25 protein-coding genes, 1 pseudogene and 1 riboswitch are annotated in these 21528 nt (G+C 41.4%); of the genes and pseudogenes, 22 read left to right on the top strand and 4 right to left on the bottom strand.

Annotation, left to right across the window (positions count from 1 at the left end; genetic code table 11):
- Positions 1–80: 80 nt before the first annotated feature.
- Genes ACFX4I_RS13365 through ACFX4I_RS13355 form a run of 3 tightly spaced genes read left to right on the top strand, consistent with a single transcriptional unit; the run spans position 81 to position 2899 of the window.
- On the top strand, positions 81–1085 hold the full coding sequence (locus ACFX4I_RS13365) for a FecCD family ABC transporter permease (protein ID WP_377421171.1): 1005 nt from the start codon (positions 81–83) through the stop codon (positions 1083–1085).
- Positions 1082–2095 carry a FecCD family ABC transporter permease gene (locus tag ACFX4I_RS13360; protein ID WP_377421169.1) on the top strand — a complete coding sequence of 338 codons (1014 nt, stop codon included), beginning with the start codon at positions 1082–1084 and terminating at the stop codon, positions 2093–2095. Before ACFX4I_RS13365 ends, ACFX4I_RS13360 begins: the two co-directional genes overlap by 4 nt.
- Before the next feature lie 15 nt (positions 2096–2110).
- Positions 2111–2899: an ABC transporter ATP-binding protein gene (locus tag ACFX4I_RS13355; protein WP_377421167.1), complete on the top strand. Its 789-nt coding sequence runs from the start codon at positions 2111–2113 to the stop codon at positions 2897–2899.
- An 89-nt stretch (positions 2900–2988) separates the two neighbouring features.
- Here the strand turns inward: ACFX4I_RS13355 and ACFX4I_RS13350 are convergent, their stop codons facing one another.
- Positions 2989–3327, bottom strand: a complete 339-nt coding sequence (locus ACFX4I_RS13350; RefSeq protein WP_377421165.1) for a YmaF family protein — start codon at positions 3325–3327, stop codon at positions 2989–2991.
- A 203-nt stretch (positions 3328–3530) separates the two neighbouring features.
- On the opposite strand from ACFX4I_RS13350, the gene ACFX4I_RS13345 reads away from it, so the two are divergent.
- From ACFX4I_RS13345 to ACFX4I_RS13285, 13 genes are all read left to right on the top strand, one after another.
- Positions 3531–4508: a zinc-dependent alcohol dehydrogenase family protein gene (locus ACFX4I_RS13345; protein WP_377421164.1), complete on the top strand. Its 978-nt coding sequence runs from the start codon at positions 3531–3533 to the stop codon at positions 4506–4508.
- Positions 4509–4693: 185 nt separating this feature from the next.
- On the top strand, positions 4694–6004 hold the full coding sequence (locus ACFX4I_RS13340) for an amidohydrolase family protein (RefSeq protein ID WP_377421162.1): 1311 nt from the start codon (positions 4694–4696) through the stop codon (positions 6002–6004).
- Between the two features lie 513 nt (positions 6005–6517).
- Complete coding sequence (locus ACFX4I_RS13335; protein WP_377421160.1) at positions 6518–7090, top strand: hypothetical protein; 573 nt, start codon at positions 6518–6520, stop codon at positions 7088–7090.
- Complete coding sequence (locus ACFX4I_RS13330; protein WP_034304174.1) at positions 7060–7323, top strand: hypothetical protein; 264 nt, start codon at positions 7060–7062, stop codon at positions 7321–7323. The genes ACFX4I_RS13335 and ACFX4I_RS13330 overlap by 31 nt, the downstream gene beginning before the upstream one ends.
- Positions 7324–7379: 56 nt before the next feature.
- The gene (locus tag ACFX4I_RS13325) at positions 7380–7748 is read left to right on the top strand and encodes a nuclear transport factor 2 family protein (RefSeq protein ID WP_377421158.1); all 369 of its coding nucleotides are present in this window, start codon (positions 7380–7382) and stop codon (positions 7746–7748) included.
- A gap of 73 nt (positions 7749–7821) precedes the next feature.
- Entirely contained in the window at positions 7822–8289 is a 468-nt protein-coding gene (locus tag ACFX4I_RS13320; protein ID WP_377421156.1) for a GNAT family N-acetyltransferase, read from the top strand.
- A gap of 141 nt (positions 8290–8430) precedes the next feature.
- A riboswitch (SAM riboswitch) is annotated at positions 8431–8542 on the top strand.
- A 123-nt stretch (positions 8543–8665) separates the two neighbouring features.
- Complete coding sequence (locus tag ACFX4I_RS13315; RefSeq protein WP_377421154.1) at positions 8666–8818, top strand: hypothetical protein; 153 nt, start codon at positions 8666–8668, stop codon at positions 8816–8818.
- Between the two features lie 64 nt (positions 8819–8882).
- Positions 8883–9905: a methionine ABC transporter ATP-binding protein gene (locus ACFX4I_RS13310; protein WP_377421152.1), complete on the top strand. Its 1023-nt coding sequence runs from the start codon at positions 8883–8885 to the stop codon at positions 9903–9905.
- 13 nt (positions 9906–9918) lie between these two features.
- Entirely contained in the window at positions 9919–10569 is a 651-nt protein-coding gene (locus ACFX4I_RS13305; RefSeq protein ID WP_252281266.1) for a methionine ABC transporter permease, read from the top strand.
- 21 nt (positions 10570–10590) lie between these two features.
- Positions 10591–11463: a MetQ/NlpA family ABC transporter substrate-binding protein gene (locus tag ACFX4I_RS13300; RefSeq protein ID WP_377421150.1), complete on the top strand. Its 873-nt coding sequence runs from the start codon at positions 10591–10593 to the stop codon at positions 11461–11463.
- Between the two features lie 81 nt (positions 11464–11544).
- On the top strand, positions 11545–12747 hold the full coding sequence (locus ACFX4I_RS13295; protein WP_377421148.1) for a M20 family metallopeptidase: 1203 nt from the start codon (positions 11545–11547) through the stop codon (positions 12745–12747).
- Positions 12748–12953: 206 nt separating this feature from the next.
- Complete coding sequence (locus ACFX4I_RS13290) at positions 12954–13163, top strand: Fur-regulated basic protein FbpA (protein ID WP_230300909.1); 210 nt, start codon at positions 12954–12956, stop codon at positions 13161–13163.
- A 25-nt stretch (positions 13164–13188) separates the two neighbouring features.
- A complete protein-coding gene (locus tag ACFX4I_RS13285) occupies positions 13189–13383 on the top strand; it encodes a Fur-regulated basic protein FbpA (RefSeq protein WP_377421146.1) in 195 nt (64 codons plus the stop codon).
- 15 nt (positions 13384–13398) lie between these two features.
- Here ACFX4I_RS13285 and ACFX4I_RS13280 read toward each other — a convergent pair whose 3' ends face one another.
- Both ACFX4I_RS13280 and ACFX4I_RS13275 read right to left on the bottom strand, forming a co-directional pair.
- Positions 13399–13992, bottom strand: coding sequence for a dienelactone hydrolase family protein (locus tag ACFX4I_RS13280; protein ID WP_377421144.1), 594 nt, complete (start codon positions 13990–13992; stop codon positions 13399–13401).
- A gap of 102 nt (positions 13993–14094) precedes the next feature.
- A complete protein-coding gene (locus ACFX4I_RS13275) occupies positions 14095–14442 on the bottom strand; it encodes an SRPBCC family protein (RefSeq protein WP_377421142.1) in 348 nt (115 codons plus the stop codon).
- A 203-nt stretch (positions 14443–14645) separates the two neighbouring features.
- Here ACFX4I_RS13275 and ACFX4I_RS13270 point away from each other — a divergent pair, with 203 nt between their 5' ends.
- The 3 genes from ACFX4I_RS13270 to ACFX4I_RS13260 all read left to right on the top strand — a co-directional run bounded on the left by ACFX4I_RS13270 (position 14646) and on the right by ACFX4I_RS13260 (position 16217).
- Positions 14646–15260 carry an undecaprenyl-diphosphatase gene (locus tag ACFX4I_RS13270; protein ID WP_377421140.1) on the top strand — a complete coding sequence of 205 codons (615 nt, stop codon included), beginning with the start codon at positions 14646–14648 and terminating at the stop codon, positions 15258–15260.
- Between the two features lie 111 nt (positions 15261–15371).
- A complete protein-coding gene (gene fabZ / locus ACFX4I_RS13265; protein ID WP_230300903.1) occupies positions 15372–15797 on the top strand; it encodes a 3-hydroxyacyl-ACP dehydratase FabZ in 426 nt (141 codons plus the stop codon).
- Between the two features lie 63 nt (positions 15798–15860).
- On the top strand, positions 15861–16217 hold the full coding sequence (locus ACFX4I_RS13260; RefSeq protein ID WP_377421138.1) for an NUDIX hydrolase: 357 nt from the start codon (positions 15861–15863) through the stop codon (positions 16215–16217).
- A gap of 72 nt (positions 16218–16289) precedes the next feature.
- Here ACFX4I_RS13260 and ACFX4I_RS13255 read toward each other — a convergent pair whose 3' ends face one another.
- Positions 16290–16871, bottom strand: a complete 582-nt coding sequence (locus ACFX4I_RS13255) for an LOG family protein (RefSeq protein WP_230300901.1) — start codon at positions 16869–16871, stop codon at positions 16290–16292.
- Positions 16872–16968: 97 nt separating this feature from the next.
- Between ACFX4I_RS13255 and ACFX4I_RS13250 the strand changes: the two genes are divergently transcribed.
- The 3 genes and pseudogenes from ACFX4I_RS13250 to ACFX4I_RS13240 all read left to right on the top strand — a co-directional run bounded on the left by ACFX4I_RS13250 (position 16969) and on the right by ACFX4I_RS13240 (position 21369).
- Positions 16969–17289 (top strand): MazG nucleotide pyrophosphohydrolase domain-containing protein, encoded by a 321-nt coding sequence (locus tag ACFX4I_RS13250; RefSeq protein WP_377421136.1) that lies wholly within the window; start codon positions 16969–16971, stop codon positions 17287–17289.
- Between the two features lie 277 nt (positions 17290–17566).
- The gene (locus ACFX4I_RS13245) at positions 17567–18142 is read left to right on the top strand and encodes a TetR/AcrR family transcriptional regulator (RefSeq protein ID WP_377421134.1); all 576 of its coding nucleotides are present in this window, start codon (positions 17567–17569) and stop codon (positions 18140–18142) included.
- A 69-nt stretch (positions 18143–18211) separates the two neighbouring features.
- Positions 18212–21369 (top strand): annotated as a pseudogene (locus tag ACFX4I_RS13240) (bifunctional cytochrome P450/NADPH--P450 reductase).
- Positions 21370–21528: the final 159 nt, after the last annotated feature.

Below are 21528 nucleotides of genomic sequence, written 5' to 3'. Positions count from 1 at the left end.
ATAAAAGCGAAGTAAGAGATCCCATTCTTACTTCGCTTTCCATTAGGTTTAAATTTAGTTAGGAAGTGTGTTGTATAGCGATGGAAACTGTAGCTAGAAGTAAACTGAAAGTGTATTGTACCGCTATCGCTGGAATCGTTTTGCTGATTTTAGGAGTCCTGACGAGTATTTCTGTGGGAGCGGCCGATATAGATGTATCAATGGTTTTGAAGTCCTTTTTTGATGTCGACTCGTCCAAGGAACAAACTATTATAAGGACCCTTCGATTGCCCCGGGCTTTAGTTGGAGCATTGGTCGGTGCCAATTTAGCGGTGGCGGGCGCTCTCATGCAGGCTATTACCCGGAATTCATTAGCTTCTCCACAAGTGTTTGGTGTTAATGCCGGTGCCTCATTTTTTATTGTGTCCGCGTTCGTTTTCTTTCCTAACCTTTCTTCCGTCTCTCTGGTTTGCGTTGCATTCATTGGTGCAGCAGTGGGAGGGTTGGCTGTGTATTCTTTTGCTTCGGGAGGAGGTATGACCCAAGTAAAGCTGGCATTGGCCGGAATGGCTGTTCACTTTTTTTTATCTTCTTTAACGCAAGGCATGATCATCTTTAATGAACAAGCGGAAGATGTGCTCTATTGGTTAGTCGGGTCTATTAATGGAAAAACATGGGCACACGTTAACATGATTCTTCCTTGGTCCCTTTTCGGGCTACTTGTCGCTGCCTTGTTCTCTCGATCTGTTTCTATCCTTGTCTTAGGAGAAAATATGGCGCAGGGACTTGGGCAGCGCGTGTACCGAATCCGTATTTTGGCAGGAATATTGGTGATCATTTTGGCAGGATCTTCGGTTGCCGTCGCAGGTCCGGTGGGCTTTGTAGGATTGATCATTCCTCATATCGTAAGGAGACTGGTGGGCGGGGATTATCGGAGAATCATCCCTTTTTCTGCATTATTCGGCGCATTACTCTTGGTTTACGCAGATATTCTCGCCAGGTTTATCGCTTATCCTTTTGAGTCGCCGGTAGGCATCGTAACAGCTATAATCGGTGCGCCATTCTTCCTTTATTTAGCGAAGAGAGGGAGGAATATTAAGCAATGAAACTAAAACGGGCATTTGGGTTGAAATCAACTTTGCACCCTTATTCTATTCTCCTGATGCTGACGGTTACCATGCTGATTTTAGCATTGGTGAGCCTGGGCTTAGGGGCCATTTATATCTCACCTTTAGAAATTCTCCAAAATTTCCTTGGAAATGGCATGCAAAGCCAGGCGTTCATTCTGCACAACTATCGCGTACCACGTATTTTAATTGCCGTGATAGTGGGGGCCGGATTGGCAACGGCTGGAGCCATTCTGCAAGGGGTCCTTCGAAATCCGTTGGCTTCTCCAGATGTGATTGGGGTAACAAAAGGGGCCGGTTTGGCAGCTGTTATAGTCATCGTTTTATTTCCGCAATCGCCCATTATCATTCTGCCTCTTTCAGCTTTTATCGGAGCGGCGGTCATGGCGGCCATTTTGATGATATTTGTTTATAAAAAAGGAGCTCAACCAAATACAATAGCTTTGGTGGGAATTGCCTTAGGGGCCATATGTCAAGCGGGGATAGAGTATTTCATGGTCAAGTTCCCGGATGATGTAAACACGACACTGCTGTGGTTGACTGGCAGTCTATGGGGAAGAGGATGGGATCAAGTATTCATTTTGCTTCCATTTCTTGTCCTTGTCCCGGTATTGATTGCATTAACTTCAAAAATGGATGTACTGAGCCTTGGAGACGATATGGCTACTGGTCTCGGTGAAAGATCAAAATTACTGCGTTATATATTGTTAAGTGTTTCTGTCATATTAATCGGAGTCTGTGTAGCGGCGGTTGGTTCCATCGGGTTCATAGGTTTAATTGCTCCCCATATCGCACGGAGAGTGGTAGGGTCAAAATTCAAGGTTTTGCTTCCTGCTTCAGCTCTTTTCGGTTCCATCTTTCTCCTCGTTGCCGATAGCCTGGGAAGAGGATTATTCCCTCCTATAGAAATACCCGCGGGAATCATCACTGCGGTGATTGGAGTGCCATATTTTTTATATCTATTACGCCGAGAACGAAAAATAACATAAGGAAGGCTGAATATCATGACAACATTATCAGCAGAGCATCTTTCCCTCTCTTATGGATCAACTCAAATCATCGATAATATCGATTTGGAAATTCCTGAAGGTAAGATCAGTATAATCATAGGTTCCAATGGTTGTGGCAAATCTACCATTCTACGGTCTCTAGCTAGATTATTAACACCTCAGCAAGGCACGATCTATTTAGATGGAAAAGCCATTCATCAGCAATCTTCCAAGGAAGTGGCAAAGAAATTGGCTATCTTGCCCCAAGCTCCGGAAGCTCCTGAAGATATAACCGTTAAAGAACTATGCTATTATGGCAGGCATCCGCACAAAGGCTTATTTTCCAGACAAACACAAGAAGATCATGCCATTGTCGACCGTGCATTATCAGCAACAAAAATGACGGAATTCGCTGATCGGACATTGGATGCATTATCTGGAGGACAAAGGCAAAGGGCATGGATTTCGATGGCTTTAGTACAAGAAACCGACCTATTACTGTTAGATGAACCGACAACCTATCTGGACTTAGCGCACCAAATTGAAATATTGGAATTACTGCGCGATTTGAACTTCACTCATGGGCGCACGATCGTCATGGTCCTGCATGATTTGAATCAAGCGGCACAGTATGCCGATCATCTGATTAGCATCAAGAAGGGGAAAATCTATAAAGAAGGAGCGCCTGAAACGGTCTTTACGAAAGAGATGATCAAGGACGTCTTCGGGCTGGAATGCTGCATTATTGAAAATCCTGTTGATCAAACGCCCCTATGCATTCCAATTGGTTTATCTCAAGATTAGTGAGATGCATTTAGAGTCAGACTATCGGAGGCAAAAAAACATCAGGGGGATTTCACATCACCCTGATGTTTTCTTGTTTATCATGTATCTTATTTATTCCCTGGAGCAGGTTGGTCGACCCCGTTAATTCTATGTCTATGCCCATCATCTTCCGTTGTGTAAAAATCGTAATAGTGAACGTGCATTCCATTTCCAACCGGAATGGGTGGTCCCGAATATGCCTTATAATAATGGGAATGTCCATCCTCAAATAACACATATCCTTCAGTATAATGAATATGTCCTCCCTCTTGTGATGGAATTGGCGGGGAAGTTACATCTAAACATTGATGGACATGGCCGTCCGCTATGGAAGTATAATCAACAGATCCATGATTATGATGTGGTACGAACCCAGATACAAAATCATTTTTTCCTGCTTTTTTCAATCTCTTCACCCCTTGTATAAACAAACGTTTTATAAACCATATGCTTGGAATAATAAGAAGATTCTTAACGGCAAATTTATGGAAAGAGGATTAAAACGTGGAAAACCACGATACATCCAGAGTTAAAAGCTCTTTAAGTGCCAGGTGGGATCAGTTTAAATGATAAAATAGATAGACTTATATATTAAAGGAGATTAATTATCTTGGAAGCCAAATGTGTTAAATTCTATGAGTTTGGGAATCCACAAAAGGTTTTAAAAGTTGAAAATAAACTTATTCAAAGGCCTTTCGAGGGGGAAGTCCTCGTCCGGATGACCACACGTCCCATTAACCCGTCTGACTTACTGCCCATTCGCGGTGCATATTCCCACCGAATTCCCTTGCCTTCCATACCCGGTTATGAAGGGGTCGGCATTGTAGAAGAGGTGGGTCCATCGGTCTCTAAAGAGTTGATAGGCAAGCGTGTTCTGCCTTTGCGCGGTGAAGGGACCTGGCAGGATTATGTAAAAACATCTGCGGACTTGGCCATCGTCATTCCCGATTCGATCGAGGACCATATTGCAGCGCAATTATATATAAACCCGATAACCGCATGGCTAATCTGTACAGAGGTATTGGCATTGAAACCGGATGATGTATTACTCGTAAATGCTTGCGGATCTTCCATTGGCCGTATCTTTACCCAGTTATCCAAGATTCTTGGATTTAAGCTTATTGCTGTAACGAGAAACAATAAGTATACGGAAGAACTGCTTAAACTTGGTGCTTCATATGTGATCGATACGTCCCGATCATCATTGCATGATACAGTGATGGAATGGACGAATGGGCGCGGAGCGAAAGCGGCCATAGATTCAGTGGGCGGCATCGATGGTTCAGAGCTAGCTTTTTGTGTTCGGCCTAATGGCATCTTATTGACGATTGGCCTTTTATCAGGACAGTCTGTAAATTGGGCGAAAATTTCACAAAGGACAAAAGTGAATGTTAAAATGTTTCATCTTCGGCATTGGAATCAGCAGGCTTCCGTTCAAACTTGGCATGAAACGTTTAACCTTTTGATGGGCTTCATTAATGATAAAAGATTGAAGTTCATGATGCCGGCTTCCTCCTACAGCCTTCAAGATGTGCAAGAAGCCATTATGGTCACGAGCAATGGAGGGGAAATTTTCTTAAGCAACTGATTTCGCATGCTGAATTGAACGGATATATTGAAGGAGGCATTCATCTTGGATCTCTTCCAATAGGTTCCTAAGGTAAATGGAAATGTCCCCTGATAATATGGAATTACTTGATTACCTGTAAGGTGCTAGTTTAGAATGCGGAATAGAACATGTTGATACATGATACGACTTTGGAGGAAATACTTATGAAAACAATATATGTGAATGCTACATTTTTTACTATGGACAAGGAAAATCAAATCTTTGAAAACGGCATGATGATTGTACAAGATGATACCATATCCTACATCGGCCAGCATGATGAACAACAATTGGCAGATGCAGATCAAGTGGTCAACCTTGGCGGGAAATGGATCATGCCAGGCCTTGTGAATGCCCATTCGCATATTGTAATGACCCTTTTACGCGGTATCGGGGACGATATGCTGCTGAAGCCATGGCTTGAAACGAAAATATGGCCGATCGAAAGCCAGTTTACAACGGAAATCGCCACTGTAAGTTCACAGCTAGGCATTATGGAAATGATGAAATCAGGAACCACGACATTTTCGGATATGTTCAATCCTAATGGAATAGATGCCGGTGCCGTCATGGAGACGATAGGTGAAACAGGAATGCGCGGAGCCTTTTCCTATACGATCTTCAGCTTGGGTACCGAAAAAGACCAAAAAGCGAACCTCATGGGGGCTGAGCAGTTTTCAAAAAACTATAAAGCATTTGCCGATGGCCGCCTGACTACCATGGTCGCACCACATAGCCCATATGCCTGCACGCCTGAAGCGATCATGGAAAGTGCACGAATTGCGAAAGAGAATGATTTGATGGTGCACATCCACGTATCGGAAACGGACTTTGAAATCCTCGACATCGAAAAACGTTACGGATCCCGTCCTGTCGAGCACCTTCGCCGTCTAGGCCTGTTCGATCAGCCCACCGTCATGGCACATGGTGTGGTCCTTAATGATGAAGAGCGGGCGATCCTAAAACAGCATGATGTTCGCGTTGCCCATAATCCAATCAGTAACCTGAAGCTCGGATCTGGGATAGCAGATGTCGTCAGCCTTCTTGATGCAGGCATTAAAGTGGGAGTAGCAACAGATGGCGTCGCCTCCAATAACAACTTCGATATGTTCGAAGAAATGAGGACAGCCGCATTACTGCAAAAAGGAATGTATAAGGATGCCACAAAATTCCCTGCCCAAACAGCACTCGCCATGGCCACAAGAATGGGCGCCGAAGCGATTGGCATGGGTCATACAGGATCACTGGAAGCTGGTAAAAAAGCGGATTTCATCACCATTTACCCATATAACAAAGAACACCTGCAGCCGCTGAGTGAAGCCTATTCTCACCTGCTTTATGCAGCAAGAGGAAATGACGTATGTGATGTATACATTGATGGAAAAGTGGTAGTGAAAGATGGCCGCTGCTTAACGATCGATGAAGAAAAAGTAATCGCCGAAACCAATCGTCTGCAAGGAACCCTATCACGATAACACTGATGGGAAAACAACCGGATGCACAGAAGAAAGGAGCTGCCATTTGCAGCTCCTTTTTTTATGGACTCAATGAAGGGCCGGGAATGGGGTGGAGGACGAATTAATCTGGTTTAGGTCAACAGAAAAAGCAAATATAAAAGGAGGAGATACGCGGAATAGAATGATATTAAGAAGTGGGGTTACTTTAATATAACTTGCCACTATCACAGTAGGTTTCTGCTTGCTTAGCATATTCCCCATTTGAAGAATTTCTTCTATTAATACAGTAATAAGGGTGAGTACAAGGTAAAAAGAGAGTTTACTAAAGGCCCTTTACAATAAACCGATATACTATGTGAAATTGTTTATATTACACATTGTTCTATTAAGGGGGAATTAAGTATTCTAAAAAAAATAATCCCATATGGTAAAAAAATATAATAGTTTTACGCTTTTTAAAAACTGAATATTCTTGATTTTTGGTAATTTTTATTTGGAAAATTAGTTGTATTACAAACTAGGAGGATTCAAATGTTGTTCAATAATTTAAATTCATTTTTTAAAAGCATTACAACTAGTTTTGTGATTAGTTTATTAGTTTTGGTTATTTTGGCAAGCATTTATCATATATTATGGAAAAATAATAGAACGGAAGCATTGTTAAAAAGTGAAGTACACCAGTCTTTTGATGAGGTGAAAATTTTTAATTCGAAAAATAATGAATTGAATAATCTAATCATTAAAGAGGTAAGGGATCTTAATAAAGAGTTATCTAATATTTTTGGGAAGATAGATACAAATGCTGGGTTAAATATAGTGATTTTTGAGAAATTGGAGGAATTACAAAAGTATGGGGAATTAGAAGATATCGGAGCTTTTTTTGATAACAATGCTAATTTAATTGCCTTGGTATCACCCGATTCCCTTTATAGAGAAGCAGATGAATGGTTCTTTAGAAAGGATTTACGCCACGAATATACACATTATTTTTTGGCTAAATATCTTATAGAAAAAAAATTAAAGACGTTCCGAAATGGTTCGATGAGGGGGTGGCCGAGTACGTTGCAGTTACCATGGATGGGGTTGAGGCTACGGATCCGTTAAATGAAGTTATTAATTTTGAATTGTTGAAGAGTAGGGAAGATTGGGCAAGGCAAAGAAGAAATCATAAAGAGTTATATCCTCAATCACATTATGGAATTAGGTATATTATCGAAAAAAAAGATTTAGACATATTAAAGAAAATAATAGATGATAGCTATGATTTAGGTTTCTCAAAATCCTTCAAAAGACATACTAACATTGAGATTAATGAATTACATAAGTTCATCAATTGAAGTATTACAGATGCTGAAAGGTTGATTTCGTTAATTGAAAAAGGAGGACAAGATGAATGGACAGGGAAACTTCATTATTAAAAGAGCATTTGTATGAGCTGGAGGAGAAATTGTTAAACTCTGAAGTTCGTACATCTCCAGAAGAGCTTTCATCATTATTGAAAGATGATTTCTTTGAGTTCGGCAGTTCGGGTAACATATGGTCAAAAAGCGATTTTATGGGGCAAGAGGGAGCCGGAGCGGTGAACATGACCCTAAGTCAATTTGAGATGCATCCATTGTCTGATGATACCGTGTTAACTACATACCGGATTTTTGATGAAGATAAGCTGGAACATACCTTAAGAAGTTCAATCTGGAAATGTGCGAATGGAAGATGGCAGATGTTTTTTCATCAAGGCACAAAAACAAAAGGGCCCCTTTAAGACTTTTATTTATGAAAAAGAAAGTTTTCCCTGCTTGAAAACTATTTCACTAAAATGATAGGGGTGGATGAAGTTGATCTTTCGTACCATTGATACGGACAAAGATGAAGATACTATCATTAAATTTCGGAAAGATTCCTTTATTGTAAGTTTTGGAACTGATGCGGGTTTTGGAGATGAACATGCATATCTGCAACGAATGGAAGAAATGGTCCGCAAATTTCCGGATGGACAGGTAATCATTGAAAAGGACCAAGAACCGATTGGACAAATGGAACTTCAAATTCGGGAGTACGAAGGAACTGAAATTGGCTATGTGAATCTATTTTATCTTATTCCCGAATACCGCAGTAAAGGCCTTGGCAAGGAATTGGTCCGCTACGCAGAAAACTTTTTCAGGCAATTTAATGTATCCGAATATCACTTAAGGGTTTCTCCGGATAATCAAAGGGCGATTTCTTTATATACGAATTCAGGCATGGTGAAGATAAGGGAAGAAAATGAAAAATACCCTGTATGGAGAATGAGCAAATCATTATAAAAGTAGAAATATAAAATATATTGATATAATAAAAAAGTATCGATTCACTATACTATGAAACTATTTATCGCGATGAAAAATATGGTTGACTTTAGAGAATTTAGAATATATAGTGAAGGACATAATTAAATATAACGTTAATTCTTATCAAGAGATGTGGAGGGACTTGGCCCTATGATACCTCGGCAGCGGGTTTTTACTTTTGTAAAAATACTGTGCTAATTCCAACGGACGAAAGTTTGAAAGATAAGAAGGAGCTTTTCTTAGATAATTAATTTAAGAGTTTACTCTTTTTTATGTCTAAAAGAGGCCTCTTCTGTCTGATGACGGAAGAGGCCTCTTTTGTTTATTCAAAATGTATATGGTTATTTTGAGAATGGGTGCAATTACTCGTGAGTTTCGCGCAATAATCGTGAGTTTGGTGGATTTACTCGTGAGTTTCGTGCATTTACTCGTGAGTTTCGCACATTTACTCGTGAATTTCGTGCATTTACTCATGAGTTTCGAAAATTTAACCCGATCATTATGAAACTTTGCAAAGCTCTTCTCTGGATAAAGAATTCGTACAAATAAACAGCATGGGGGGAGATTGGATGATTGAGTTTCAAAATGTCAAAAAGGTTTATCAAACAAAGAAACAGACTGTCGAAGCTTTGAAGGGCATTAATTTGACAGTGGAAAAGGGGGATATATTCGGTGTAGTCGGTTATAGCGGGGCCGGGAAGAGTACGTTGATCAGGTTGGTCAATTTGCTTGAACATCCTTCAGATGGTTCGGTGATTGTTGGGGGCAAGGATTTAACCAAATTGAGCCCGAAGGAATTGCGGGCAGAAAAGAAAAAAATCGGGATGATCTTTCAGCATTTCAATTTGCTAAACTCAAAGACCGTTTTTGATAATATCGCCATGCCGCTGATTTTATCGGGAACCCCTGGTAATGAAATCAAAAAGCGGGTAGGCGAGCTGTTGGAGTTCGTTGGCTTATCGAGCAAAGCAAAGAGTTATCCGGAACAATTATCCGGCGGTCAAAAGCAGCGGATCGGCATTGCGAGAGCATTGGCTACCAATCCATCGATCTTATTGTGTGATGAAGCAACGTCGGCATTGGATCCACAAACAACGAGTGCAGTTCTGCAGCTCTTAAAGAAAATTAATAAAGAATACAATATCACCATTCTGCTAATCACTCATGAAATGTCTGTCATTAGGGAAATTTGCAATAAGGTAGCGGTCATGGAGGGCGGATGCGTCGTTGAACAAGGTTCGGTTTTCGAAGTTTTTGCCAAACCGCAAACGGATATTGCAAAAAACTTCGTGAGAACGGTCATACATGATGAAATTCCACAAAGTTTCCTAAAAAGCATAGGGTCGCATATCCCGATTATTTGGAAAATTAATTTTATTGGGACTACTTCGGGTACTCCTTTACTTTCAACCATCTCGAAGAAATATGATGTTCATTTAAGTGTTTTATCAGCCAATATTTCTGAGATTCAGGAAACGCCTTTCGGGAATTTGATCATCGAAGTGACCGGGAACAAAAATGAGGTGGACAAGGCTTATCAATATATTAAAGATGAGGGGATTCTCGTCCAGGAGGTGCAGATAAATGGGTAATACGCTTTGGGGAATGGAAATAACGGCAGATCAGCTGTCGACAGCTTTCGGTGACACACTTTATATGGTAGCCATCTCATTGGTATTTTCCGGATTGATTGGGCTTCCGCTCGGTATCCTGCTTGTCATTACAAGAAAGGGTCACATCCTGGAGAATAAATGGATCTTTAATGTATTGAACCCGATCATCAATATATTGCGGTCGGTTCCTTTCATCATCTTGCTTGTAGCACTTATTCCGTTTACGAGAATGATTGTCGGCAGTGCGATCGGAACGAATGCGGCCATTGTTCCGTTAATCTTTTACGCGGCTCCTTATATTGCCCGGCTTGTGGAGAACTCCCTGTTGGAAGTGGACAAAGGGATCATCGAGGCAGCTCAGGCGATGGGGGCGACGACATGGCAAATCATTTATCGCTTTTTGATTCCCGAGGGACTTAGTTCGTTGATCCTTACATTTACAACAGCGACAATCGGGCTTGTTGGATCTACGGCCATGGCAGGTGCCGTCGGGGCAGGCGGGGTCGGAGATCTAGCTTTGGCTTACGGTTATCAAAGGTTCGATACGATGACGATGATCGTCACAGTGGCGGCGCTCGTGATCATCGTTCAATTATTGCAATCCACCGGGAATTTTGTTTCAAGAAAAATCAGAAGAAGATAAAAATAACAGGAGGTAGGAGAAATGAAGAAAATCTTATTAACGATCATAGTATTGGCATTGGCCATAGTGGCTGCAGCATGCGGGAAAGAAGAAGGTGCATCAGGCGGTTCGGATGAGGTGAAAACAGTGAAAGTCGGTGTCAGCAGCGGGGATACAAGAACATGGGAATACATTGTCGACATAGCGAAAGAGGAAGGGCTTAATATCGAACTGGTCACTTTCAATGATTATATCCAACCGAACCTAGCGTTAAGTGAAGGGGAAATTGATGCCAATTCATTCCAAACGGTCGCTTACTTCGATGAATTCGTTCAAGACCAAAATCTAAAATTGGAGGCCATCGGGTCGACTGTCATTGCGCCTATGGGCCTTTATTCGAAAAAACATAAAGATCTCAAGGATCTTCCGGATGGCGCTACGATTGCCGTTCCGAATGAAGCAACAAACTTTGGCCGTGCACTACTCCTTCTTCAGGAAGCTGGATTGATTACATTGAAAGAGGAATTCAATGGATCGGGATCATTGGAAATCATTAAGGAGAATCCGAAAAACTTGAAAATCCAACCTGTTGCTGCCGGCAATACACCTCGTCTATTGGATGATGCCGATGCTTCAGCCATCAATAATAACTTTGCCGTCGAAGCAGGCCTTACTTTAAAAGATTCTTTATTCCATGAAAGTAAAACGGCCAAACCGTATATTAATATCATTGCAGTTAAAAAGGGTAATGCCGATCGCCCTGAGCTGCAAAAATTAGTGGAGCTTTATCAATCGAAAAAAGTGGAAGCGTTCATTGAAAAAACGTTTAAAGGAAACACCATTCCTGCATATGTTTCTGTAGATGAATTAGTGAATTACCAGGATGCTTGGACAAAACCAGCTAATGAAAAATAATGATTTAGAACAAGTGAAGGAACGCCGGCTGGATTCAAGATGCCTATCCGGCTCCTTAAACCAAAAAGGGGAGATTAGAATATGGCGAGAGAATTAGTGCGGAAGCAGCATCAGCAAATCATTGAAGATCACATCGACCTTCATTCCAAATTATATATCGAAACGAGTCAAGCCATTCATGCCAAACCTGAAATTGGGAATCAAGAATTCTTCGCTTCGGATACATTAACCGGAATACTTCGAAATGAAGGATTTGAAGTGACCCGCAATATAGCCGGACATGAAACAGGATTCATCGCCAAAAAGACCTCTTCAAAGAAAGGGCCCACAATTGCCTTTTTAGCCGAGTATGATGCATTGCCGGGTTTAGGTCATGCTTGCGGCCATAATATCATCGGCACAACGAGTGTTGCAGCAGGCATTTCCTTGGCACAAGTGCTGGAGGAAACGGGCGGAGAGGTGATTGTTTTCGGAACACCGGCTGAAGAGGGCGGGCCGAATGGAAGCGCAAAAGGCAGCTTTGTGAAGCACGGTCTATTTGATGGGGTGGATGCGGCCATCCTTATCCATCCTGGCGGGCAAACGCGTGTCACAAGTCCATTTTTGGCAGTCGACCCCCTTGATTTTCATTTTTACGGGAAGTCAGCACATGCAGCAGCTGCACCTGAAGAAGGCGTGAATGCACTTGACGCGGTGATTCAGCTGTTCAATGGCATTAATGCTTTGCGCCAGCAGCTCCCAGCCGAGGTTAAAATTCACGGAATCATCACCAATGGCGGGGAAGCGCCTAACATCATTCCTGAATATGCTTCTGCCAGGTTTTACATTAGAGCAACAACATGGAAACTTTGCCAAGAAGTATCGAATAAAATACGTGCTGTTGCCGAAGGGGCAGCACTTGCCACAGGAAGTACGGTTAAAGTTGAACGTTTCCAAAATGAAGTACTCGATTTTGTCATCAATCCAGTCCTGGATGAACTGTTAAAAGAAGAACTGGCTCAATTAGGGGAAGCGGTGGGTCCTCGAAAAGAGAGTGGCTTTGGCTCGACGGATGCTGGTAATGTAAGCCATGTAGTGCCGACAGCACATCCTTATATAAAAATTGGCCATGATGAGCTGATTGCCCATACGAATGAATTCCGCGACTGTGCCAAATCTCCTGCTGGAGACAAAGCCATCCTGACCGGAGCAAAAGCCCTTGCACTTACAGGGTATAAATTGATTTCGGATAAAGACCTGTTGGATAAAGTGAAAGCAGCATTTCATGAAGCGAAGCAAAAATAAATAAGATGCAGGAAAAAATTGTTGACTGCGGATCACAGAGTTAGTATTATAACAATAACAATGCCGAGTAATTAAATAGGAATTATAGGTTAATTGACCGGAAAACCGGAGACTTTTCTTTCATGTAAAGAGGTGTCTCCGGTTTTTTTGTGAATGGGCAAGTCGAAAGATTCTCTTTCAATACATCCTATAAAGGGGGATTTATCGTGGGGACATTATTACGTAAAGCGATTGAGAAAAAAAGAAACTTCCTAATCAACAAGTTGATTAACAAGGGAGTTTATAAAAAGAATGACATCCATCTTTTTGAATTAACCTTAACCGATTTAGAGAATGAATATATTAAAATAAGTAAAATCGAAGAGAAGGAATCCGATGATCATTCCCCCTGTCTGAGGATACATCATTTCATATAATGTCAGAATAAAAGGAGAGGGTGAAATGAAGAAGGATGTGGAAGAAAGGCGGAAGGAATTGATTCATAAACTTTTGATCCATACTGTAAATAAGAGTGTGGAACAGCTGATGAAGTTAACCTTAAAAGAATTGGAAATAGAATATAAAAAGGTTCAAAATGACTGTCATCCCCATAGTGATGCGGGTTCGATACAATGGATCAATGCAAAACGGCAGTAGGATGTATGTGGAACCTCAATTCATCATAAAAAATTTCATCATGTTGCTAACGGCTTTCTGTGTTGATTCTACATGATAGTTTGAGTTGTAAGGGTCACTGAATCCGTGTTTGCCGTTGAATTTATGAACTTCGACATTCTTTCTTTCTAAAGCTGGGATTAACTCGTCCACATTAAATGATGGCTCTTCTAGTGGGAAAAATAGCAATGCAGGGCATTGTGGCGCTAATTGTGCATAATTCCTAATACGCGAACCGTAGTAACCAACTATTCCATCGACACATTCTTCCTCACTGCACAGCCAAGCTACAGTTGCCCCTGCACTGAATCCAAGGATAAAAATCCTTTGGTATTCCTCTTTAATATCCAATAATATATCCTTTATTTTATCTAAAGCGCCTGTGAAACCTACGTTCTCCATAAAATGCCGATAAGCAGCTTCCTCTTGGGAATAATCAAAAGGCGTCTCACGTTCTAACAAATCCGGACAGATGACATCAAAATCCTGTCTTGATATTGACTCACAAAAACCCAGAATATGTTGGTTCATTCCATATATTTCGTGAATGACAATGATGGCAGTATCGGAATTTCTCTGAATGTGCAGCATTTTTACCCTCCTTAGTAAAGTGCTATTTAGTTTCTGAGACATATCGCACCGACTTTTAAAAAAATTATTAGGCATAAGGAAGTTCTCTTCCTAAAAATGATTTTAAGTTAGCGAAACTAAGTTCATATCCGTCCATGTATGGAGACTCTTCAGATTCTGTGTATATTTCGAAAGTGAAAACAAGGTTATCTGAATCCGGGGAATAAGAAACCTTTCGTTAGAGATTATCTCTTGGATTGTAAAGCTCATAGGGATACTTTCGTTATCTTTAAGATTGTTATAGGCACTAGGCATTAATACGAAGATTGCCTTCTCCCCAACCTTGAGTTTAGGAATATTCCACTTTGAACCCGGGGCATACCATTTAGAAATGTATTCATCATTCGTGATCGCATTCCAAACAGTTTCTTGGTTTTTATGAATCAGAACGGAGTTAATACCATTATTCACTGAACTAACGTCCTTGTTTTTAATGGATTATATAGAATGTTTAGGAAATATACAAGAAGATTTAGTACGCTAGCGAAACTGCATAAGAACTAACATGCGTGTGACGAAAATGTAAGATAATGGATTAAACTGTTAGGAAGAACGATGGAGATTTACTTCCTTTCTCTTTAATATGTAAGAAAAAGAGGAAGGTTGGGTATGAAATGGATTTCTTTGAGCTGAATATCAATGTATTTAGAATGATCAATGACTTAGGGAAACAATACGCTTTTTTAAACCCTTCTGCCATTTTCATTGCCGAGTACATGGTTTTTTTATTAGCTTTAGCTGTCATCGTATTATGGTTCACTCGAAATGAACAGAGTAGAATGATGGTTGTTTGTGGGATGATGACATTTGTAATAGCAGAAATGATGGGGAAAATGGCAGGGAAATTGCATTCAAACAATCAGCCATTTGCTGAATTGACCCATGTTAATAAGTTAATTGAAAAGGCAGTGGATAATTCATTTCCAAGCGACCATACGATCTTGTTTTTCTCGTTTTGTGTCTCCTTTTGGCTTTTCAAAAGAGGATGGTGGTTGTTATGGATCATGCTGGCTTTCCTTGTTGGCATTTCCCGTATTTGGGTAGGTGTCCATTTTCCGGCGGATGTGCTGGCAGGTGCTATACTAAGCACCATTTCAGGATTGGCGGTTTACCTTGTTGTTCCTAAACTAAGTTTGATTCATAAATTATTAGGGGGTTATGAGAGGTATGAACAAATGGTTCTATCCCCGTTAACTAAATCGATGGAAAAAAAGTCAAAGGATTTGTAAGCGAAAACAGGGTTGCTCAGGCAGCCTTTTTTATATATGCAAAAATATCCATATGGTGATACTGATGGTAAAATTAAATGAAAGCAATCCATCGCAATGGGGGACTTAATATTGATTGATATTCAAGAAATCAAAGACATTATCAGGCATCGCTATCCATTTCTTTTAGTTGATAGAGTACTGGAATTGGAAGAAGGAAAGAGAGCGGTGGCCATTAAAAACGTAACGGCAAATGAAGAGTTTTTTACTGGTCACTTTCCCGATTACCCAGTGATGCCAGGTGTGTTGATCGTGGAGGCATTAGCACAGGTAAGTGCTGTTGTCATGCTTACAAAAGAAGAAAATAAAGGACGAATCGGGCTTTTGGCTGGAATCGATGGATGTCGTTTTAAAAGGCAAGTAAAACCAGGGGACCAATTACGTTTAGAAGTAGAGATTACTCGCTTGAAAGGTCCTATCGGTAAAGGAAAAGGAAGGGCTACTGTCGATGGAGAAACCGTATGCGAGACAGAGCTCATATTTGCTTTTGGTGATTGATGGTGATACCGATAAAAAAAGCTTACGGGTATGTGACAAGGAACAGTAATGGAGAAACACAGGTTGGTTTTTCAACATCCCATTAGGGAAGCGGGGATACAGATACCCAAGGGAACAGTAAAGCCTCAAGAAGATGCTTACCAAGCGGTGATTAGGGAAATGAAAGAAGAAACAGGTCTGGAAAAACTTCATGTGCAGAAATTGATTGCGGAAGATTTTTGGGAGAACGCTGATGGTGCCATACATAATAGATTTTTTTATCAAATATGTGTATACAATGTTCCTGATGAATGGGATCATCAGCCAACGGGTGGAGGAGATGAAGAGGGGCTTACATTTCATTTCTTCTGGATTACATCCCAGCATGAAGTGCAACTTATTGAGGGGCATGGAGATTATTTAAACCTGATATTCAATTAACCCTTCAGTTCGCAGCAGATTATCACAACCGGCCAAGGTCATTATTGATCTTGGCCGGTTGTTTTTTAATGATCAGGTTTGTTTTTCGGTAATGAAAGTTTTTACGGTTGGCGGTTCATATGTATTAAATTGATCAAGAAGTCCATTTGGTTCAACATCTACCAGCGCCATGGAACGGAATTTTTCATGCAGGAACTGTTCGTCGGACATATGATTGAATAAAGCGACCAATGGATCATAATAGTGATTGATATTTAAGAGTCCGCAAGGTTTTTGATGAAGACCAAGCTGAGCCCAAGTGAAAATCTCAAAGAATTCTTCCAATGTTCCTGGCCCGCCTGGCAAGGCCATGAACCCATCTGCAAGCTCAGCCATTTTTGCTTTTCTTTCATGCATGGATTCCACGACAATCAGCTCGGTTAAGTTCTTATGTGCGATTTCTTTTTTTTCTAGAAAATCTGGCATGACTCCAATTACATTTCCGCCTGCTTCCAAAACGGAATCTGCAACTGCACCCATGATTCCTACACTTGAGCCCCCATAGACAAGGGTAATATTACGTTTTGCCAGTTCCGCACCCAGTTTTTTAGCCTCTTCTACATAGACAGCTGATGCACCTTTGCTTGATCCACAAAATACAGCTAGACTTTTCAAAATATCACATCTCCCATTTAGTAATCTTCCTTTCTTATCATACAAAATTCAGGGGGATTTGTTAAACTTGAATTATCTAAATGAAAGGTGGATGAATATGAACGTCACTGAATTTCAACAATGGGTAAAAGATTATTATGAAGCACGAGGATGGTCAGAATTGGACATTTTCATTCGCATCGGCTTTTTGGCAGAAGAAACTGGCGAGGTGGCACGAGCCATTCGCTCCCTTGAAATCGGCAGGGATAGACCTGATGAGGTTATTGGTTCGTATGAAGAAAACAAACAGGAGTTAACCGAAGAATTGGGAGATGTGCTAGGAAACTTGATTGTGATTGCGAACAAGTACAATATCCCATTGGAAGATGTGTTCAATGCCCATAAAAAGAAACTATCTGAACGCTATAATCATGCATAAGTTCTTTTGATTTAATTGATGAACATGAAAATCATCCTGTTTTAATCTTGAAGAGCTGTGACTATCAGCTCTTATTTTTATGGGCAAACGATAGTTTGTAGTACCCATTTAATTCCTTAAAAAGAAATCCTTTCAGCCTTTTATCCCCCTCCGTTAATAAAGAATTCACAAAATATGGGTAGTATGCGCGATTGAGATTGGATTTTATTGGGTATACACTTACATTAACAGGAATGAACATTCATTCCGCATCTTGTGAAAAAAGGGGTGAATCATTATGATCACGGCAGTAAATAAACGAGACAGTATAGTATCCAGCGCTTTAGTGCTATTCGCAGAACGGGGATATGATGCGACGACGATCCCGATGATTGCTACATCGGCAGGAGTTGGAGCGGGTACCATTTATCGCTATTTCGAGAATAAGGAAGTGCTGGGCAACAAGATTTTTCAAGAGTACTTGGATATTTTCACTGAAACGGTCAAGAATGGATTTCCTCATGAAGATTCAATTCGAAATCAGTTTCACCACATTTTTAAATCAATGGTTCACTTTACAACCGATCAGGACCAAGCTCTTTATTTTATTAAAATACATAGTGGAGCCCATTTTTTAAATGAGGATAGTCATGCAAGCTTTCAAGGGCTATTGGATATATTTAAAAATTTCTTTGATAAAGGAAAAGAGAAAAAAAAAATTAAGGATATTCCTTCTTCAGCTTTGATTGCCATCATTTACGGAGCATTTCTTGAGCTTGAGCGACTTGTTCGCATCGGGGAGTTAGAACCTGAACCAAAACTTTTGGAAGATGTGGAAGAAAGTTTTTGGGATGCAGTCCGTTTGCATGCTTGAGATATTTTACTATTAACGGAATGAACGTTCATTCCGACAATCTACACTATTGAAAGAGGTGCTAATAAAATGGAAAAAACAACTCAGTTTCCACAGCCAAAGACATATGGCCCCCTAGGCAGCCTGCCTATCATTGATAAGGATAAGCCGCTTCAGTCTTACATGAAGCTGGCACGAGAACTTGGGCCGATTTTTCAGTTCCCATTTCCGGGTCGAATCACTACATTCGTATCCAGTGCTTCACTCGCTAAAGAAATTTGTGATGAAACAAGATTTGATAAGAAAGTCGGTCCAGCCCTACAGAAAGTGAGAGCGTTTGGCGGCGATGGTCTTTTCACAAGTGAAACGACGGAGCCGAATTGGAAAAAGGCCCATAACATCCTGCTGCCTAGCTTTAGCCAGCAGGCAATGAAGGGCTATCATGCTAAAATGGTGGATCTTGCTACCCAACTCATTCAAAAATGGGCTCGCCTGAATCCAGCTGATGAGATAGATGTTCCTGAAGATATGACACGATTGACCTTGGATACGATCGGACTCTGCGGGTTCAATTACCGCTTTAACAGTTTTTATCGGGAGACCACCCATCCTTTTGTCTCCAGTATGGTGCGTGCTTTGGATGAAGCGATGAACCAAACGCAGCGGCTTGGCATCCAAGATAAACTGATGATCAAGTCTAAAAAACAATTCAGGGAAGACATTCAATATATGTTCTCTCTAGTGGATGAATTGATTACTGAACGAAAACAAAATGGTGATCAGGGAGAAGATGACCTTCTTTCCCATATGTTGAAAGGAGTCGATCCCGAAACGGGTGTATCACTGGATGATGAAAATATTCGTTTTCAAATCATTACCTTTTTAATAGCTGGGCATGAAACGACGAGCGGTCTCCTATCGTTCGCCATCTATTTCCTCATGAATAACAGAGACAAGTTAAAAAAAGCGCAGCAGGAAGTCGATGAAGTACTGGGTGATGATGTTCCTGATTACAAACAAGTGAAAAAGCTGAAATATGTCCGGATGGTGCTGAATGAAACGCTTCGTCTGTGGCCGACAGCTCCGGCGTTTTCCGTTTATGCGAAAGAAGATACCATGCTGGGTGGAAAATATAATGTGAAGAAAGGTGATGTGTTCTCGCTGCTTATTCCCGAGCTTCACCGTGATCCATCCGTTTGGGGTGATGACGTTGAATCGTTCATTCCTGAGCGGTTCGAGGATCTGGAGTCCATCCCTTATCATGCTTATAAACCGTTTGGAAACGGGCAGCGCGCCTGTATCGGACAGCAGTTTGCCCTTCATGAAGCGACACTGGTGCTTGGCATGGTTTTACAGCACTTTGACTTGATTGATCATGAAGAATATCAATTGGATGTTAAAGAAACTTTGACTCTCAAACCAGAAGGATTGACCATGCGCGTTTCACCGAGGAAGCCGACGATGTCATTTACCGCTGCTTCTCCAGAATCAAAGTCAGCGGACAAAGGAGCCACGGCATCTCCAATCGAGTCAGCACATGGGACACCATTACTCGTCCTGTTCGGATCAAATATGGGAACAGCGGAAGGGATTGCTCGTGACCTTGCCGAAACAGGGAAGCGGCAAGGCTTCAATGCCGAGGTTGCCCCTTTAAATGATTACACCGATCGGCTTCCCAAAGAAGGAGCTGTTCTTATAGTCTCGGCATCTTATAATGGAAATCCCCCGGATAATGCAGGTGACTTCGTTTCATGGCTGAAGGAAAGCAAGGGTAACACATTGGATGGTGTTCACTATGCGATCTTCGGCTGCGGTGACCGCAATTGGGCCAATACGTACCAACGCATTCCAATCTTCATCGATGAGCGGCTGGAACAAAAAGGAGCAGTGCGGCTGTCAGAAACAGGCTATGGAGATGCAAGCGATGACTTTGAAGGGGATTACGTGCCCTTTGGCCGAATCTTGCCGAAGCCCTGAACATTGAAGTGAATGGGAATGATCGGGTAGTTAGCTCGATTACGATGAACTTCGTAAGTGATGTGAGCGGCACACCGCTTGCCCGCACCCATCATGCGTTTACATCCATTGTAAAAAGGAATACTGAATTACAGCATGAAGATAGCGGAAGAAGTACACGGCATATAGAATTAACGCTGCCAGAGGGAATACATTATCAGGAAGGCGATCATCTCGGGGTACTTCCGCAAAATCCAGCGGAACTTGTCGAGCGAGTGCTCAGTCGATTTAACCTAAATGGCCATGATTACGTAAATCTGACTGGGGATTCCGGAAAAGCTGCTCATCTTCCTACAGGAAAACCAGTAAAACTCGAGGAGTTACTATCAAACTATTTGGAGTTCCAAGTACCCGCCACCAGGTCTCAAATTCGGGCGCTTGCCACTCATACGGTATGTCCTCCACATGTAAAAGAACTTGAAGATCTTCTTTTGGACAGTATCTATAAACAAGAAATCCTGAACAAGCGCATAACCATGCTTGACCTTATAGAAAAGTATCTTGCATGTGAAATCCCGTTTGAACGTTTTCTGGCTTTACTGCCACCTTTAAAAGCAAGATACTACTCTATCTCAAGCTCACCACTCCACAACGAAGGAGAAGCAAGCATCACCGTCAGCGTCGTCCGTGGAGAAGCTTTGAGCGGAAACGGGGAATACAAAGGAATTGCATCGAATTATTTGGCAGAACGCTTCCAAGGAGACAAAATAGCCTGCTTTATCAATACGCCGCAATCCAATTTCCAACTTCCAGAGAAAACAGGAAAACCAATCATCATGATTGGCCCTGGAACAGGAATTGCACCATTCAGGGGATTCATCCAGGCACGTCGCGTTTTGAAAGAAAAAGGTGAAACTTTAGGGACGGCTCACCTTTACTTTGGATGCCGAAATCCGGAATACGATTTCCTCTATCAAGAAGAACTCGTGCAAGCCGAACAAGAAGGCCTTGTAACACTGCACACCGCTTACTCAAGATGTCCCGGTCAAGAAAAAACATATGTCCAGAACCGATTAGCGGAAAACGCCCATGACATCCTTCCTTTATTAAAAGAAGAAGGAGGACACCTATACATCTGCGGAGACGGAAGCAAAATGGCGCCAGATGTTGAACGAACCATAATTGACAGCTATATGCATATCTATCAAACAACGAAAGAAGAAGCCACAGAATGGCTTCAACTATTAGAGGAAAATGGCAGATATGCGAAAGATGTTTGGGCAGGAGCATAAATAGGAGGAGCAGCGATTCTTAAGGGAATCGCTGCTTTCTTTATGCGGCAATGATAAAAATCGAATTCACGAGTAAAACAGTGAAACTCACGAGTAAACAGCGTAAATTCACGAGTATATCGCCCAAACTCACGAGTAAAACAGCGAAACTCACGAGTA

It is taken from the genome of Peribacillus sp. YIM B13472 (genome assembly GCF_042788005.1).
Lineage (GTDB): Bacteria > Bacillota > Bacilli > Bacillales > DSM-1321 > Peribacillus > Peribacillus simplex_E.
Note: the sequence above shows the minus strand (reverse complement) of the source record. Positions and strands in the feature narration are given on the sequence as shown.